This window comes from Flavobacterium frigidum (genome assembly GCF_048286795.2).
Genome location: NZ_JBLVPT020000001.1, coordinates 763,688 through 781,351, shown reverse-complemented (window position 1 = coordinate 781,351; position 17,664 = coordinate 763,688). Strand labels below are relative to the sequence as shown.

The following is a 17,664-nucleotide window of genomic DNA, read 5'->3' as shown; positions in this document are numbered from 1 at the left end:
TTTTATGACTAATTTTTAGAAAAAATTAAATAAAGATGTGGTTCGAATCCGTCCCGAGGCTTCGGGAGATGCCTCCAAAAGAGATACAGAAATGTGTCTCTTTTTTTTATGACAATTTTTAGAAAAAATTAAATAAAGTTGTGGTTCGAATCCGTCCCGAGGCTTCGGGAGATGCCTCCATAAGAGATACAGAAATGTGTCTCTTTTTTTTATGACTAATTTTTAGAAAAAATTAAATAAAGATGTGGTTCGAATCCGTCCGGAAGCTTCGTGAGATGCCTCTAAAAGAGATACAGAAATGTGTCCCTTTTTTTTATGACTAATTTTTAGGAGAAATTAAAAAGTTTCTGATTTTAACCATTAAGAAATTAAGAAAAATTAAGTGTTAAGTGTTAATGAAACTTAATTACTTAATGGTTTAAAAAAACTTAAATGACTTAAATGTTTAAATAAAAAAGTCCTGAATCTAAATCAATTAGATACAAGGCTTTTACTATTTGAAAAAATAGTACTAATTCTCTATTTTTTCAAACGCTTTTTTAACCATTGCTTTTTCTTCTGGGAACCAACCTTGAGTGATTAAAACCATCCCAAAAACCATCATTACAATACTGATTCCTTTTTTGATTTTAAGAATATTCACTGGTGTTAGTTTTGTTTTTAATTGCTTTGCTAAAAGTATTTTGATGCAATCAATCAATAAATAAGTAATAACTACAGATATAAAAAAAGTAATCATTCTGGAGGTTTGCATTTCTAATTTTGGTCCCACAGAAATGATGATAGCCAACCAAAAACCTAGAACACCAATATTAATAATATTCAACAAAAACCCTTTTATGAAAAGGCTTAAATAGTTTTTTTTTACTATTTCCCTGTCAATAATATCAGTGTTTATTTTTTCTTCTTTTTTTAATTGTATGAAGGAAATTATACCATAAGCAACCATTAAAACACCACCAAAAATAAAAAGGGCAGGTTGGTCTTTTAAACTTTGTATTAACCTGTAACTCCCTAAATAAGCTATTCCTATAAAGACAATGTCGCCTAAAACAACTCCTAAATCAAATACTAAGGCTGCTCTAAATCCTTTTATAATACTTGTTTCAAGTAATATAAAAAAAACAGGACCAATCATAAAACTTAAAAATATTCCCCAAGGAATACCAGCTAAAATATCGTTTATCATTAAAAATTTAAATTTATTACGCTAAAATTTAAACCAAAGTACTACTATTTTTCTAAAATAGTACCGCCAATAAATACTTCTTTATTGATCTGTTTTGGTTTTCCGTAGATAAATATAGAGCCTCCAGCTTTCACTTTTGCATCTACTAATGTAGTTGCATGAATTTCAGATTTTCCTCCCGCAGCAACGCTAATTTTAGTCTGATTCGTGTATAAATCTGCTGCTTTTAGAATTCCACCTGAAGTTATGGCTACATCTGAGTTCGTAGCTTTACCAGAAACATCAATTATTCCACCTGCACTAGCTTTTATATTCACCTTGTCAACATCTATTTCAATGTTTATCTCTGCTCCTGATTTTGCATTTACTTCCAAGATTGTTTGTTTGAAATCAGTATCACTTGAAACATAGCTTCCCTCGCTAGCACTTATACTTTCAATATTTTTAAAATATAGTTTTATTGTAATAGCATCACCAGATAACAATTGTGGAAACGGCATTCTAATTTTTAATTCTCCATTTTTATTTACAGTTTCTACTTCATCTGCTCGGTCTCCAGTTATAACTATTTTGTTTTCTGAATCTGGAATTAATTTTACATTGATTTTATCAAATACTTTTACTTCATCAAAATCTCCTAAATTTCTGGTTACTTGAGCATTTGTAAATTGACTTAAAAATACAAAGGCAATAATCACTAATTTTTTCATTTTTTTATTTTAACGGTTCTTCCATTCTTCTTAAAAAATTAAAATCCAGTTGTTTTTTAACTAAATCGGCATTTTTTACTTTAACGTAAATTTCGTCTCCTAATTGTAATAATTTTCCAGAAGTTGCGCCAGTTAGTGCATATTGCTTCTCGTCAAAAGTGTAATAATCGTCTTTTATGTCTCGAATTCTACACATTCCTTCGCATTTATTTTCGATGATTTCTACATAAATTCCCCATTCGGTCACACCAGAAATAACACCTAAAAATTCTTGATCCTGATGATCTTGCATGTATTTTACTTGCATGTATTTAATAGAATCGCGTTCCGCATTGGTTGCTAAACCTTCCATGGTCGATGAATGCAAACATTTTGTTTCATACGTTTCTTCATCAACAGATTTTCCTCCATCCAGATAATGTTGTAACAATCGATGCACCATTACATCTGGATAACGACGAATAGGTGACGTAAAATGCGAATAATATTCAAAAGCCAAACCATAATGTCCTATGTTATCCGTAGAATATTTAGCTTTACTCATACTCCTAATCGCAAGAGTATCAATAAGGTTTTGCTCCTTTTTACCACTTACATCTTCCATTAATTTATTTAAAGCCTGCGAAATAGAGCCTTGCTTAAAATCTATTTTATGTCCAAACTTAGCAATTACAGCTTGCATTGCAAAAAGTTTATCTTCATTTGGTTCATCGTGAATTCTATAAATGAAAGTTTTCTTCTGTTTACCAATAAATTCTGCTACTTTTTTATTGGCCAAAAGCATGAATTCTTCGATTAAATGATTAGCATCTTTTGAAACTTTAAAATAAACACCTTGAGGTTCACCAGCTTCATCTAAATTGAATTTTACCTCTACTTTATCAAAAGTAATTGCGCCATCGGCCATTCTTTGTTTCCTAAGAATTTTGGCTAATTCATCCATTTTAAGGGTTGCAGCAACAATTTCTGCTGAAACTTGATATGAAGTTCCAGTAATCGAAATTTCTACTGGAATTGTGTCGTCCTTGGTTTCTATGATATACTGCGCTTCCTCGTAAGCAAAACGCTGATCCGAATAAATGACCGTTCTTCCAAACCATTGATTGACCACTTGCGAGGTTTCCGTAATTTCGAATATAGCAGAAAACGTATATTTTTCTTCATTTGGACGTAAGGAACACGCAAAATTTGACAGTACTTCTGGCAACATAGGCACTACTCTATCCACTAAATATACTGATGTTGCTCTTTGATACGCTTCATCATCCAGGATTGTTCCTTCTTCAAGATAATACGAAACATCGGCAATATGAATACCAATTTCATAATTACCATTTTCTAATTTTTTAAATGAAAGTGCATCATCAAAATCCTTCGCATCTTTTGGATCAATGGTAAAAGTCAACGTATTAAGCATGTCACGACGATTCGCTATTTCAGTAGCAGTAATCGAAGTATCTATTTTTTGTGCAAACGTCTCAACTTCAATAGGAAATTCTGATGGCAATCCGTATTCAGCAAGAATAGCGTGAATTTCTGTATCATGCTCTCCTGGTTTTCCTAACACTTTTATCACGGAACCAAAAGGACTATCAGCTCTAGCCGGCCAATCTTCGATATGAACTAAAACAACGTCGCCTTGCTCTGCCTCGCCTATTTTATCCTTTGGAATAAAAATATCCGTATACATTTTAGGGTTTGCAGTAGAAACAAAAGCAAAATTAGCTTGAATGTCAATAACACCTACAAAATCAGTTTTATGTCTTTCAAGGACTTCAATCACTTCTCCTTCAGGTCTTTTACCACTTCGTTTATTATAAACGTACACTTTAACAATATCTTTATCTAAAGCATGGTTTAAATTATTGGTAGGGATAAATACATCATCATCTAAATCAGGGCAGACAAAATAAGCAGTCTTTCTTCCTGTCATGTCAATTTTACCTTCGTAATAATCTTTACTAACTGCTTTGATTAAATATTTTCCAGGTTCTGATTCAATAATTTTATTTTGCGAAGCCAGAATCTTCAAATCTTTTATAATTTGATTCCTGCTTTCGGTATCATCAACTTCTAGCTTAGCTCCTATTTGTTTGTAATTGAATGCTTTATTTGCACTTTGCGATAATATTTTTATAATTTTTTCTGAGAAATCTTTCCCTTTTTTTACCGGCTTTCTTAATCTTTTACTCATACATCTGTTCTTAAAAGTCTAAAATTACAAAATACTAGACTGTTATCAGTAAAGAGTACGCAGTTTTAAAGAAAATATAACTTTATAGAATAGTTGTATCTTTATAAAAAGTATAAAAAATGGAAGAATTTCAAACCATTGCAATTTTTAATTATTCGCATGAAATTATAGTTATAAAGCATTTGCTAGAGCAAGAAGCAATTCATTATTTTTTTGAAAACGAAAACTTAGTTTCTGTTGATCCTTTTGGCAGCTTTGCATATGGCGGAATCAAACTCAAAATTCATTTTAACGATTTTGAAAAAGTACAAGAATTGCTAGACAACTTAAACAGCAACTTGAAAATCGTTTGAAATAGAATTCATTTTTTTGACTTCAATTTTTTGAAAGTTGTCAACATATATTTAAATAAACAAAAAGAAAAATTAAATTTAAAATTCTTCTTGGTTGTTATTATAGCGTGTTAATAGTGGCAATAAATTTATTTTAAAAAGCATTGAAATCAACTTAAAAGATGTTATACCGACTTATTAACATAGTTATTTTTTAATAAAGTATTCGTTTTAAAGGAGTTTCTATTTTTAATTAACAATGGTTAATAATCCAATAATAATTCATTTTGTAAATAAGTAGTTTTTAAAAATTTGTTAATAAACTACTTTTTAATAATGATAACTATTCTATAAATTCCTCAAAGTAAATTAGGTTTTAAAAACTGGGTTTTGGATTACTTAATTTTTTAATAGTACCAAAAAATAGTTCTTATTTTCTATCTCAAGTTATCAACATCTTGTGTTAATTTAAAGTTAACTGAATATCAATCAATTGCGTTTTGCTATTAACAATGCAAATTTTTAACATTTACAATAATAAATATACATTGATTTACAGGTATTTATACATTAATAAAAATTGTTGATAACCCGTAATTATATAGCTATTAAAGGGTTACAAGACCATTAATAGAAATACTATAAGTGGTTTAATTAGCAAACAAAGAACAAAAATTTATTAGGCAATCAATAGAATAGTTTCTCTAAATTTGCAGCACACAACTTAAATTTTACAAAATGAAAATCTCCATAGGAAACGATCACGCCGGACCAGATTACAAAAAGGCAATTGTTGAAATGCTTATCGCAAAAGGACATCAAATTACAAATTATGGAACTGATTCAGTTGATAGTGTTGATTATCCTGATTTTGGTCATCCAGTAGCCAATGATGTAACAGATGGTAAAGCTGATTTAGGAATTGTAATTTGTGGAAGCGGAAACGGAATTGCAATGACTGTTAATAAACATGCTCAAGTTCGTGCTGCTTTATGTTGGACCAAAGAAATTGCGATTTTAGCGCGCCAACATAATGATGCCAATATTATTAGTATTCCTGCTCGTTTCACATCAATTCCACAAGTATTAGAAATGGTTGAAGCTTTTATTACTACTGATTTTGAAGGTGGCAGACACCAAAATCGCGTCAATAAAATTGCCTGTCAATAAAATTTTGGCTGCTTTGCAGCTTTATAATTACATTAAGCTCGGTTTTTCACCGGGCTTTTTTTATTTTCTATTGAATGTAATAATGTAAATTCAGTCAACGTACTGACTGAATTAATGTAAATTCAGTCAATGTACTGACTGAATTAACGTTTTTTAAGTATATTTGTATCTAAATAATTAAAATTCAAGCTTATGAATTTTTTAGAAAGAGGAATAGACACATTGTTTTCTAAAAAAGTTTTGCCTAATAAAGTATTGATTTTATTAGGTGCAAGACGTGTGGGTAAAACAGCTTTTATCAAAAATTATCTTGCTACCATTCCAAAAGAAGATTATTTGCATTTGAATGGCGAAGATATTCAAGATGCTGATTTACTCAAACAAAGATCAGTTGCTAACTACAAACGTCTTTTAAATAAAGTAAAATTGTTAGTGATTGATGAGGCTCAAAACATTCCTGATATTGGACTCATTTTAAAATTAATAGTTGATTCTATTGATGGAATAAAAATTATCGCCACAGGATCGTCCGTTTTTGATTTATCGAATAAGTTAGGCGAACCTTTGGTAGGAAGAAAAAATACGATATATTTATTTCCATTGGCTCAAATGGAATTTGCTAAATATGAAAATTTCAAGGAAACTACTCAAAAATTAGAGGAACGATTGCTTTTTGGATCTTATCCCGAACTCGAACAATATTCAGATTGGAATGATAAAATTAACTATTTGAAGGAGATAATTAATTCCTATTTATTGAAGGATATTCTAATTTACGAGGGCATCAAACAATCCAATAAAATTCTGGATTTATTAAAGTTAATTGCTTTTCAAATAGGGCAGGAGGTATCTTTGCAAGAATTAGCTCGGCAATTAGGCATTTCTAAAAACACCGTCGAAAGCTATTTGGACTTACTATCTAAAGTTTTTGTAATTTATAAAGTACCTGGTTTTAGTAAAAATTTACGCAAAGAAATAACCAAATCGAACAGATGGTATTTTTATGATAATGGGATTCGAAATGCAATTATAGCCAACTTTAGTCGATTGGATTCAAGAACAGATGTGGGTTCATTATGGGAAAATTATCTTTCTTCAGAACGAGTTAAGCACCAAAATTACAATCAAAAAAATGTTACCAATTATTTTTGGCGCACGTATGACCAACAAGAATTGGATTGGCTGGAAGAAGAAAATGGTATTTTAAGAGGGTACGAATTCAAATGGAACGAAAACCGAAAAGCAAAAATCCCTACAGCTTTCGCCAAAGGGTATCCAGAGGCGAGTTTTGAAGTGATCAATAAACAGAATTATTTAGATTTTATTACCTAAAAGTTAAAAAAAATAGACCAGAAAAAGCAGTCCAATTTGTAAAGTAGCAAGTAACCAAAACTTCCATAAATAGCTTTTTTTGGCTGTTTTATGTCTAAAAAGTAGCATTGCAATTCCTGAACCAATTGTTCCGCCAAAAAATACAAAACTTAAAAGAGTACGTTCAGGAATTCTTCTTTTTTGATTTTTAGCTAAAAATTTATCATAAACTATACTCAAAAAAGCGATTAGATTAATCACAAAAAAGAAACAGAATAAAATAGTCATTTGATTTAAATTAAAGTCAAAGATAGAAGAAGTAAATTGTTTTTCTTATATTTAAAATCCTTATTTAAGTCTAAAAAGCTATTAATTATGAGTCCAATTAAATTATTCGAAGCCAAAAAAGTACGAAGCCATTACGATGCTGAAAAAGAAATTTGGTATTTCTCAGTTATTGATGTTATTCAAATTTTAACTGACAGCGTTAATCCAAGAGATTATTGGTATAAAATGAAAATTAGAGTCAAAAATGATGATGGAATTGAACTGTCGACAGTTTGTCGACAGTTGAAAATGCTTGCCGAAGATGGTAAAAATAGATTGACAGATACTGCCGATACCGAAACTTTATTGCGTTTAATTCAATCTATTCCTTCTCCAAAAGCAGAACCTTTTAAACAATGGTTGGCAAAAGTGGGCTATGAACGAATGCAAGAATTGGCAGATCCCGCCCAAAGTTTAGACCGTGCTCGTGAAAATTGGCAAAAATTGGGACGTAGCGAAAAATGGATTCAGCAACGTATGACAGGGCAGGAGACTCGCAATAAATTGACCGATTATTGGAAAGAATCTGGTGTTGAAAAACAGGATGAATTTGCAATGTTGACAAATATTATTCATCAGGAATGGACAGGATTATCTGTTAAAAATCATAAAGAAATAAAAGGACTAAAGTCACAAAATTTAAGAGATCACATGTCCGAAGCCGAATTAATCTTTACAGCTCTAGCAGAACTTTCAACTAGACAAATTGCCGAAACAGATGAAGCCAAAGGACTTACTGAGAATGCAAAAGCAAGTAAAAAAGGTGGTGCAATTGCAAAAAATGCCCGATTGGCTTTAGAAGATAAAACAGGAAAAAGTGTAGTAACTGGAGAAAATTTTCTACCTCCAAGTAAAGAAATGCTAGAGTAATTTGAATATTTTAGCCATTCGAAAAAAATTAAAATGACTAACATACAATTCATCTCAAAATCAGTCGCTACAGCGGCCATAAACATTCAAAGAACAGTTCAACTTTTGCAAGAAGATTGCACGATTCCGTTCATTTCCAGATATCGAAAAGATACTACTGGAAATCTAGATGAAGTACAAATTGAACACATTGCCAAACTTCAAAAAGAATACGAAGCAATTACAAAACGTAAAGAAGCAATCGTAAAATCAATTGATGAGCAAAACGGATTAGCGCCTGAATTAGACAAAAAAATACAACAAAGTTTTGATTTACAGGAATTAGAAGATTTGTATTTGCCATTTAAAAAGAAGAAAAAAACCAAAGCTGATGTGGCTCGTGAAAACGGATTGGAACCATTAGCGAAAATCATCATGGCTCAAAACAAAGATGATGTTGATTTCCTAGCAATGAAATATTTGAACGATAATGTGGCGAATGAAGATGCTGCTTTGCAGGGCGCAAGGGATATTATTGCCGAATGGATTAACGAAAATATTTTTGTTCGTAAACAGTTGCGACGTCTGTACGAGCGTAAAGCAACCATTACAACCAAAGTAGTAAAAACCAAAAAAGACGAAGAGGGCGCTCAAAAATTCAACCAATATTTTGATTGGTCTGAACCGTTGACAAAAGCACCATCGCATAGATTATTAGCAATGCTTCGTGCCGAAAACGAAGGTTTCATCAAGTTTAAAGTCGAAGTAGATCTGGATGAAGCGTATGATATTATTGACGAATTGGTTTTAAAAGCAGACAGTCCAGCTACGCCACACGTACAATTAGCCATTGAAGACAGCTACAAACGATTACTCAATCCTGCTATATCAAACGAAGCTTTACAGGAAGCGAAAGCCAAGGCAGATGCCAATTCGATTCAAGTTTTTGCTACTAATTTAGGGCAGTTATTGCTAGCGCCACCTTTGGGCGAGAAACGAATTTTAGCCATCGACCCAGGATTTCGTTCAGGTTGTAAAATAGTTTGCTTAGATGAAAAAGGCGATTTAATCTACAATGAAACCATTTATCCGCATGCGCCACAAAACGAAACCACTATGGCCATGAAAAAGATAAAATCGATGGTAAACGCCTATAATATCGACGCTATTTCAATAGGAAACGGAACTGCTTCGCGTGAAACCGAATTCTTTATCAAGAAAATTGCTTTTGATAGAACGGTTCAGGTTTTTATAGTTTCAGAGGCGGGTGCTTCGGTATATTCTGCATCAAAAATCGCTCGTGAGGAATTCCCTAATTATGATGTCACGGTTCGTGGATCGATTTCTATCGGTCGCCGATTGAGCGATCCTTTAGCTGAGTTGGTAAAAATTGACCCAAAAGCCATTGGAGTAGGCCAATACCAGCATGATGTGGATCAAAGTAAATTGAAAGAAGAACTGGATACTACTGTTGTTCGATGTGTAAACTCTGTGGGTGTCAATATCAACACTGCGAGTAAACATTTGTTGAGTTATGTGAGTGGAATAGGCGAGAAGCTAGCCGAAAATATTGTGAATTATCGTTCTGAAAATGGTCCTTTTGAGGATCGAAAGCAACTCAAAAAAGTACCTCGTTTGGGCGAAAAAGCCTTTCAGCAAGGTGCTGCTTTTATTCGAATTAAAGACGGGAAAAATCCATTGGATAACTCGGCCGTTCACCCCGAAGCCTATTCAATTGTGGAAAAAATGGCTAAAGATTTGAAGTTGAAAGTAACTGATTTAATTGCTAACAAGGAGAAAACAGCCTTAATTAAACCAGAAAATTACGTTACGGCTGAGATAGGTTTATTGACTTTAAAAGACATTATTAAAGAATTAGAAAAACCCGGTTTAGACCCTAGAAAAGCAGCTAAGGTTTTCGAATTTGACCCGAATGTAAAAACCATTAAAGACGTAAAAACAGGAATGATTTTGAACGGAATTGTCAATAACATTACCAATTTTGGTTGTTTTGTAGACTTGGGTATTAAGGAAAGTGGTTTGGTACACATTTCTCAACTCAAAGCAGGATTTGTGAGTGATGTTAACGAAGTAGTAAAACTACACCAGCACGTTACCGTAAAAGTAACTGAGGTAGATGAGGATAGAAAGCGAATTCAGTTGACGATGATACTTTAAACCATAAAAAAAGGCTTTTCAAATTATGAAAAGCCTTTTTTTTATTTTGTTTCTTCCTCTTTTTTATCAGCTGGCTGACCGTCTTTAGCAGCGTTTTTGAATTCTTTGATTCCGCTTCCTAAACCTTTCATTAATTCTGGAATTTTTTTACCACCAAAAAGTAATAAAACAATCGCTAATATAACAAGGATTTCTGTAACACCTAATCTTCCCATGATAGTATAATTTATTGCCAGAGCAAATTTATATTAAATCTAAGGACAAAGGTATATAGAATTAGTTAACAGAAACAGATTTCGGTACATTTATTTGGCTTCAAAAGCGTTAAAAATTCATTAAAAAAAATTTTTTAGCTTGAAAATACCAACAAAATATGCCAATACAAGCATGAACAATAATTGTTATATTTGTTCGATAATCAAATGATATGTCCAGTAAAAGTCAAAGAAGGCGCAAACTCAAGGAAAATCTATTCAACGAGCGACGTTTAATCATATTGAACGAAGATACTTTTGAAGAAACATTTTCTTTGAAACTCACGTTAATGAACGTATTTTTGGTTGCAAGTGTAGGAGCAATTTTAATCATTTTTGTCACTACATTTATTATAGCTTTTACCCCATTACGAGAGTTTATTCCGGGATATTCTTCCACAAAATTAAAGAAAGACGCCCTTGAATTGGCCTTGAAATCAGATTCTTTGTCCCGAGCGTTGAAAAAAAACGAAGTCTATATCAAGTCTATTCAAAAAGTATTGACGGGTGAGTTAGAATATGCAAAATTCAATAAAGATTCTATACTTTCTACCGCAGATGATGTGCCTTCTCAAGCCGATCTGTCCGCATCAAAGCAAGAACTGGAACTTAGGGAACAAGTAGCTAAGGAAGAAAAGACAGCGTTTTCTGCAAAATCAAAAACGGAGTAAATAAATCGATTTTTATCTTTTAAAGAACAAAATTTATAATGTCAATAAAATCAATTGCAGCAAAATTATTTGCACAAAAAATATACAAGAAAACCCAACTTTGGGCCAATAATCCTATTGCAACGCAAAAGAAAGTTTTACAAAAATTAATCAAAGAGGCAAAGCAAACGCAATTTGGAATTGACCATCATTTTGACCAAATTAAAAATGAGAAGGATTTTGCCAACCAAGTTCCAGTTCGGGATTATGAGGCGCTCAAACCGTATGTGGACAAAGTGGTTCAAGGCCAGGAAAATATCTTATGGAAGGGAAAACCGCTCTATTTTGCTAAGACATCTGGAACAACTTCTGGAGCAAAATACATTCCGTTGACTAAGGAATCGATGCCCTATCATATTGAGGCTGCTCGCAATGCGATTTTACATTACATTCACGAAACAGGTAAAGCTGATTTTGTAGATGGAAAAATGATTTTCTTGCAAGGAAGTCCACTTTTAGAAGAAAAAAACGGAATAAATATAGGAAGGTTATCTGGAATTGTAGCGCATTTTGTTCCAAAATACCTTCAAAAAAACAGATTACCTTCTTGGGAAACGAATTGTATTGAAGATTGGGAAACCAAAGTAAATGCGATTGTCGAGGAAACATTTAATGAAAACATGACGGTTATTTCAGGAATTCCTTCTTGGGTGCAAATGTATTTTGAGAAGTTGCATCAAAAAGGAGGGAAGCCTGTAGGTGAAATTTTTAAAAATTTTAATTTGTTTATTTATGGCGGTGTGAATTACGAACCGTATCGCGCCAAATTTGAAAATTTGATAGGTCGAAAAGTAGATAGTATTGAATTGTTTCCGGCTTCGGAAGGATTTTTTGCGTACCAAGATTCGCAAAAGGAAAAAGGAATGTTACTGCTGTTGAACTCCGGAATTTTTTATGAATTTATAAAAAGTGACGAGTTTTATACTGAAAATCCTAGACGATATACGATCGGCGAAGTAGCATTAGGCGTGAATTATGTTTTGATAATTTCTACCAATGCGGGACTTTGGGGGTATAATATTGGCGATACCGTTCAGTTTACGAGTTTAAAACCATACCGAATAATTGTATCGGGTAGAATCAAACATTACATTTCGGCTTTTGGAGAACATGTTATTGGTAAAGAAGTCGAAAGTGCGTTGCAAGAAGCTATTATTGGTACTACTATTCGAATTAATGAATTTACGGTGGCACCACAAATTACACCATCCGAGGGATTGCCGTATCACGAATGGTTTATAGAGTTTGATCCCGAAGCATTGGGAGAACCAGAAGACTACGTAGCATTTGCGGAAGCGCTGGACAATGCCATGCGCAAACAAAACATGTATTATGATGATTTGATTGTGGGCAAAGTGCTCCAAAAATTGGTGGTTACTCAAGTAGTTAAAAACGGTTTTCAAGAGTACATGAAATCAATTGGTAAACTGGGGGGACAAAACAAGATTCCAAGACTTTCGAATGATAGAAGTATCGTGGATCAATTAGAAAAATTATCAATTATAAAATGAAAAAATTTGTACTGTTGTTATTATTCGTGAGTTCTTGCATGTATTCACAAATTAAAGGGATTGTTCTTGATGAGAGTAATAAACCCATTCCTTATGTTAATATTTGGGTAGAAAATGAAAATATTGGAACAACATCTGAGGAAAATGGTTCATTTTCTATTCATGTAGAAGATCAAAATAAGGTTTTAATTTTTTCTGCTTTGGGTTTTGAAACCAAAAAAGTTAAATTTTCGGAAGCTGAAAAAGTAGTTTTGAAAGAAATAGCTTTTCAGTTGGATGAGGTGATTATTTCTAAAAGTAAAAGCACAGTAGAAATTGAGATTGGAGACTCTAAGAACATAAATCATATATACTTCCTTGGCGGTGTTCCATGGATTTACGCCAAACGATTTAATTATAGCAATGATTTTTCAAAAACGCCATTTATTAAAAATACTATTATTTTCACAACAAGTGAAATTAAAAACGCCACGTTCAAATTAAGAATTTTCGAAGTAAACAAAGAAGGTGCTCCAGGTTTAGATTTATTAGATGAAGATATTATTGTAGCGGTTAAAAAAGGAAATCAAGAAAACAAAATTGATTTAACTAAATATAATTTGCTAGTACCTCAAAACGGAATTTTTATAGCTTTTGAATGGATGATTATTGAAAGCAATAAAATTAAGTTAAATTACAAAGAAAAAAATTCAAATAAAAATAGAGAATATATAACGTTTGCCCCCAGTATTGTATGCAATCCAGTAGAATTAGAAAATACATTTGAATATAGAGGTGGGAAATGGACACAAAGTAAAATAAATATTCGTGAGGGAAAATATAAACATAAAGTAACTGAACCCGCAATTAATCTTACTTTAACAAATTAGAAAATAAAAAACTACCTTTGCAGGTTAGAAAATAAGTAGAAAATGAAAGAAACAAAAAACATATCACGCTCAAGAGCGCAAGAATCATCGGCAGCCATTGAAAAAATGTACATTACGATGCGTCATCTTTTTAACCGAGGATTTTATAAGCCAATGGGAATTTCAGGTGATACGTTGCGCGAAGCCTTATTAGCGTTAAGCCCAGAAATATATGGAAATATTGCAGATGAAAAAGTAGAATTAAACGGACTTTTGTACGTAATTGAGCGTTTGCCGGTTGGTATTGAAGAATGTAGGTTTATCAATTTAACATCAGAAGAAGGGTATTCAAAATCGCATTTTCAGGCGATAGTTCCTCCCAAAAGACGTCGCAATTGTTACCGTATCGATGAGGAGCAAATGAATGTAGAAATTACAAGAGGACGCTCGGATATTTATGATATTTTGACACACTTGACGTTTATTTTCATTGAATCACACAAAATTAGAAATAGAGTTTTACTAGATGATTCTGGTGAAGTTTCTCGCGATTGGATCAAATTAGAGCAAGCGGTTTCTCAAAAGAAGAAACTAACTTTAGTAGAAAAAGAGAAAGCGATTTCGCACGCTGCTAATATTCTAGGACGAAGATTTGAAGAAGTACTGGATATTTATGATGCCTTTGGTTCTGCGGCCGCACCAGATCGCTTCTTGCACGTTATTTTTTGGTTAGGAAAATTAGCGATTGAAGAAATCGTGGAAGATAACAAGAGAACCATAACGTTTAGTCCTATTTTGAGGGAACGTTTGGGACACCATATTCACGGCGAAATTTGGGCTACCAATATCAAAGAAGTTTTAAAAGAAAATCAACTTTTAGACCGACCAATTCACGTGATTAGTGCAAACATGCACAGTGTAATGAATTCTATCTTTGCTACCGAAGTTTTGAAAACCAAGTTCAAAGACAAGTCTGATTTCTTTATTTATGAGGAGTTAAGTAAATCTGGGGCACATGAGGTTCGCAATCAAGTAACGGCAGTTGCTTTGAAGCAAGGAATGATTTCGTTGCCAGATACATCAGGAACTAATATTGACGTACAAATTTTTGATACAGCCAAAATTGATTGGGCGAAATCATCTTTTCCTAAAGCGAATACAGGAGATAAAAAGCCGGTATTGATTGTTATGGATTATGCTTTTGGGGAACAAGCCTATGAAACCATTGATGAATTACTAAAACCCTATAAAAAAGAAACTTTGCTCAATGTAGAATCGGTTTCTATAATGGGTAAAGCAGGGATTTTAGAAGGAGGGAAAGGTGATATCATGATTCCTAATGCGCACATCAACGAAGGAACAGCTGATAATTATTTCTTTGAAAATGAATTGTCCGCTGAGATGTTTGAAGGGAACGATATTGCTGTATTTGCAGGACCAATGGTAACAGTACTAGGAACATCATTGCAAAACAGAGATTTGTTGAAATTTTTCCACGAATCGACTTGGGGAATTATCGGACTGGAAATGGAGGGTTCTTATTACCAAAAAGCGATTCAATCGGCATCAAAAATCAGAAAAAGTGTGCCGCACGATGTCAAAGTAAGATATGCATATTATGCCTCTGATAATCCACTTGAAACCGGAAGCACTCTAGCGTCTGGCGGATTGGGAACTACAGGAGTAAAACCTACGTATTTGATTACTATTAAAATATTGGAACAAATTTTCAACGTAAAATAATTAGCTCATGAGTTTAAACACGCATAGCGATTCAGAAATTGACATATTTCAAATTACCAATAAACTAAAAAAAGGGTTCGAAAAGTTGAACACTTTGTTTTTTCATTGTATACAGTTTTTTGTAAATCAATGGAAGGTTGTTTTAGCATTACTAATAATCGGTTTTGGTTTGGGATTGTTTTTGGATAAGAATAATAAATTGTATACTAATGAAATTACTGTGATTCCTAATTTTGGGAGTGTGGATTATTTGTATGCAAAAATCAATTTGATTCAATCTAAAATTAATGCTGGCGATATCGTTTTTTTACAAAATGAGATAGGATTGTCCCAACCTGAAGATCTAATAAAAATTGAAATTAAACCTATAGCTGATGTTTATAAATTCATTGAAGATAAAGAGCGAAACTTTGAGTTGATTAAGTTAATGGCAGAAGTTGGAGAGGTAAAAAAAGTACTTGAAGACAATATTACCAGTAAAAATTATACGTACCATACGATTGCTGTTGTAACCAATGGAACTACTAATGAGAAAAAATTGATTACACCATTATTGAATTATCTAAATCAATCTGAATATTTTACCGCCATGCAAAAGGTAGGATTGGCAAATTTAAAACAAGATATTGCTCAAAATGACACGATTATTCAGCAAATAAATGGAGTTCTTAATGGTTTTTCGGCCAATGTAAAAAGTGCATTAAAAAATGATAAACTCATGTATTATAATGAAAATACACAACTGAATGATGTTATTAAAACCAAACAGGAATTGTTGTACATTCAGGGGCTAAACCGATTAAAATTAATCAATTTTCAAAATACAATTAAAAAGATAACATTCACATTGAATAGTGATACTTCAAAAGCAGTAAATGGCATTATGAAATTTGTATTGCCAATAGTGCTGGTATTATTTTTTGTTTTTATTCATCTGTTCATTCGATTTTATCAAAAGCAATTAGCAAAATCAAAAGTAATTGCTTCTTAAAAAAATAATTTTCTTTTGCAAAACAAAGCCAATGTGTTAAAAAAAATTCGATACCACTTACTTACAACATTCCAAAATCCGGTAGTTCGGCAAAGCTTACTAACCTTAATGATTCGGGTTTTTGGTGTGTTTCTTTTATTTGGTTTTACTTTGTTTTTAACTCAAAAATATGATCCTAAACTAGTTGGGCAATATGATTTTGTGCGAACGTTTCTTTTCGCAATCGGTAGTATTTGTTTGCTAGGATTTGATCAATCCATATTGTATTTTCAAGGGCGTTTGTATCCTAATTATTCTTTAGGCCATTTAAAAAAAGTATATTTAAAAATGGTTTTGATGCTGTTTTTAGCTTCCTTGCTTTTGTTTCTTTTCTTTATACTGTTGGATGCTTCTGTTATTACATTATTTTTTGCGGATAATGCAACTTATTTCCTTTTATTCAAAGCCTCTGCAGTTATGTTTTTTTATGGACTTGCTATTCTGAACGTTGAAGTTTTTAGAGCATTAAATGAAATAGTAGTAGCTGAATTATTTAGAAATGTTTTTAAATACCTGCCTATTATTGTCCTAGCTGTTTTGTTGGTTCAATGGCAATTAGAATTGTATTTGGTAGATGCTTTTTTATTGAGTTTTGTTTTTTTGGGAGTTGTTACTACACTACTCACTTTTTATTTTTTCACTAAAAAAACAGCTATCTGCACTACGGATTGTTTCTCAGCTTGTGAGATTATCACTCAATCTTTTCCTATAGCCGTCAGTGGAATGGCTATTTTTTTGATGATGAGTTTTGACATCTTGTTTTTAAAAAAATACCAAGGTGACGCAGCAGTTGCTTTTTATTCGGTTGCGGTCAAGTTAATGACCTTGTTGTCGGTTATTATTTTGACAGTAAATATTACCGTTTCGGCATCTATAGCAGCATGTTTTTCGAATAAAGAAATTGAAAAAGTACAGCAAATAGTTCAAAATAGTTCCCGAATAATTGTAGCGATTACGTTGCCCGCAGTTATTGGATTACTTGTTTTTCCGGAGTTTGTTTTGCATTTTTTTGGCCTTAATTATATAGTAGCTAAGGAGGCATTATTAGTATTGGTTTTGGGACAAGGTTTTTGTGCTTTTTTTGGGGCGGCTCCTGTTTATTTAAACATGACTGGGCGGCAACGAATTTTTCAACGTATTGTCTTGGTTGCTCTTGGCCTTAATTTTATTCTCAATTATTGGTTAATTCCTTCCTATGGAATGATAGGTGGGGCAATAGCTTTTTCGGTAAGTTCAATTTTTTGGAATTTTGGAACAGCTCTTTTTGTGTATTACAAAGACGGGATTAAGTTGTTTTTGAGTTAAGTT

Annotated in this window: 16 protein-coding genes; 11 read left to right on the top strand and 5 right to left on the bottom strand. The window is 32.5% G+C overall.

Translation table 11 applies throughout. The features are described from left to right. Nucleotides 1–511: 511 nt before the first annotated feature. The 3 genes from ACNQGB_RS03585 to rnr are packed head-to-tail and all read right to left on the bottom strand — an operon-like array spanning nucleotide 512 to nucleotide 4,093. Entirely contained in the window at nucleotides 512–1,189 is a 678-nt protein-coding gene (locus ACNQGB_RS03585) for a LysE family translocator (protein ID WP_417945471.1), read from the bottom strand. Between the two features lie 44 nt (nucleotides 1,190–1,233). Continuing rightward, on the bottom strand, nucleotides 1,234–1,899 hold the full coding sequence (locus ACNQGB_RS03580; RefSeq protein WP_417945472.1) for a head GIN domain-containing protein: 666 nt from the start codon (nucleotides 1,897–1,899) through the stop codon (nucleotides 1,234–1,236). Between the two features lie 4 nt (nucleotides 1,900–1,903). Beyond that, the gene (rnr, locus tag ACNQGB_RS03575) at nucleotides 1,904–4,093 is read right to left on the bottom strand and encodes a ribonuclease R (protein ID WP_417945474.1); all 2,190 of its coding nucleotides are present in this window, start codon (nucleotides 4,091–4,093) and stop codon (nucleotides 1,904–1,906) included. Nucleotides 4,094–4,212: 119 nt separating this feature from the next. Between rnr and ACNQGB_RS03570 the strand changes: the two genes are divergently transcribed. The 3 genes from ACNQGB_RS03570 (at nucleotide 4,213) to ACNQGB_RS03560 (ending at nucleotide 6,927) form a co-directional block, all read left to right on the top strand. After that, nucleotides 4,213–4,446, top strand: coding sequence for a DUF2007 domain-containing protein (locus tag ACNQGB_RS03570; RefSeq protein WP_309757393.1), 234 nt, complete (start codon nucleotides 4,213–4,215; stop codon nucleotides 4,444–4,446). Nucleotides 4,447–5,163: 717 nt separating this feature from the next. Next, complete coding sequence (gene rpiB, locus ACNQGB_RS03565; RefSeq protein ID WP_417945477.1) at nucleotides 5,164–5,595, top strand: ribose 5-phosphate isomerase B; 432 nt, start codon at nucleotides 5,164–5,166, stop codon at nucleotides 5,593–5,595. A gap of 192 nt (nucleotides 5,596–5,787) precedes the next feature. Beyond that, complete coding sequence (locus ACNQGB_RS03560) at nucleotides 5,788–6,927, top strand: ATP-binding protein (protein WP_417945479.1); 1,140 nt, start codon at nucleotides 5,788–5,790, stop codon at nucleotides 6,925–6,927. 3 nt (nucleotides 6,928–6,930) lie between these two features. On the opposite strand, the gene ACNQGB_RS03555 is transcribed toward ACNQGB_RS03560, so the two are convergent. Beyond that, nucleotides 6,931–7,194 (bottom strand): DUF1294 domain-containing protein, encoded by a 264-nt coding sequence (locus ACNQGB_RS03555; protein WP_417945481.1) that lies wholly within the window; start codon nucleotides 7,192–7,194, stop codon nucleotides 6,931–6,933. An 87-nt stretch (nucleotides 7,195–7,281) separates the two neighbouring features. Between ACNQGB_RS03555 and ACNQGB_RS03550 the strand changes: the two genes are divergently transcribed. Then, nucleotides 7,282–8,103: a BRO family protein gene (locus tag ACNQGB_RS03550; protein WP_417945483.1), complete on the top strand. Its 822-nt coding sequence runs from the start codon at nucleotides 7,282–7,284 to the stop codon at nucleotides 8,101–8,103. 33 nt (nucleotides 8,104–8,136) lie between these two features. Beyond that, nucleotides 8,137–10,260, top strand: a complete 2,124-nt coding sequence (locus ACNQGB_RS03545) for a Tex family protein (RefSeq protein ID WP_417945485.1) — start codon at nucleotides 8,137–8,139, stop codon at nucleotides 10,258–10,260. A 41-nt stretch (nucleotides 10,261–10,301) separates the two neighbouring features. Here the strand turns inward: ACNQGB_RS03545 and tatA are convergent, their stop codons facing one another. Further along, nucleotides 10,302–10,475, bottom strand: a complete 174-nt coding sequence (gene tatA, locus ACNQGB_RS03540) for a twin-arginine translocase TatA/TatE family subunit (protein WP_066075957.1) — start codon at nucleotides 10,473–10,475, stop codon at nucleotides 10,302–10,304. 212 nt (nucleotides 10,476–10,687) lie between these two features. On the opposite strand from tatA, the gene ACNQGB_RS03535 reads away from it, so the two are divergent. Genes ACNQGB_RS03535 through ACNQGB_RS03510 form a run of 6 tightly spaced genes read left to right on the top strand, consistent with a single transcriptional unit; the run spans nucleotide 10,688 to nucleotide 17,661 of the window. After that, nucleotides 10,688–11,185 (top strand): peptidase, encoded by a 498-nt coding sequence (locus ACNQGB_RS03535; RefSeq protein WP_417945487.1) that lies wholly within the window; start codon nucleotides 10,688–10,690, stop codon nucleotides 11,183–11,185. A 38-nt stretch (nucleotides 11,186–11,223) separates the two neighbouring features. Next, nucleotides 11,224–12,735 (top strand): GH3 family acyl-acid amido synthetase, encoded by a 1,512-nt coding sequence (locus tag ACNQGB_RS03530; RefSeq protein WP_417945489.1) that lies wholly within the window; start codon nucleotides 11,224–11,226, stop codon nucleotides 12,733–12,735. Next, nucleotides 12,732–13,604 carry a carboxypeptidase-like regulatory domain-containing protein gene (locus ACNQGB_RS03525; protein ID WP_417945491.1) on the top strand — a complete coding sequence of 291 codons (873 nt, stop codon included), beginning with the start codon at nucleotides 12,732–12,734 and terminating at the stop codon, nucleotides 13,602–13,604. The genes ACNQGB_RS03530 and ACNQGB_RS03525 overlap by 4 nt, the downstream gene beginning before the upstream one ends. A 42-nt stretch (nucleotides 13,605–13,646) precedes the next feature. After that, entirely contained in the window at nucleotides 13,647–15,326 is a 1,680-nt protein-coding gene (locus ACNQGB_RS03520; RefSeq protein ID WP_309760587.1) for a DUF6909 family protein, read from the top strand. 7 nt (nucleotides 15,327–15,333) lie between these two features. Next, nucleotides 15,334–16,317, top strand: coding sequence for a hypothetical protein (locus ACNQGB_RS03515; protein WP_417945493.1), 984 nt, complete (start codon nucleotides 15,334–15,336; stop codon nucleotides 16,315–16,317). Nucleotides 16,318–16,332: 15 nt separating this feature from the next. Then, nucleotides 16,333–17,661, top strand: a complete 1,329-nt coding sequence (locus ACNQGB_RS03510) for an MATE family efflux transporter (RefSeq protein WP_472777067.1) — start codon at nucleotides 16,333–16,335, stop codon at nucleotides 17,659–17,661. The last annotated feature ends 3 nt before the right edge of the window (nucleotides 17,662–17,664 follow it).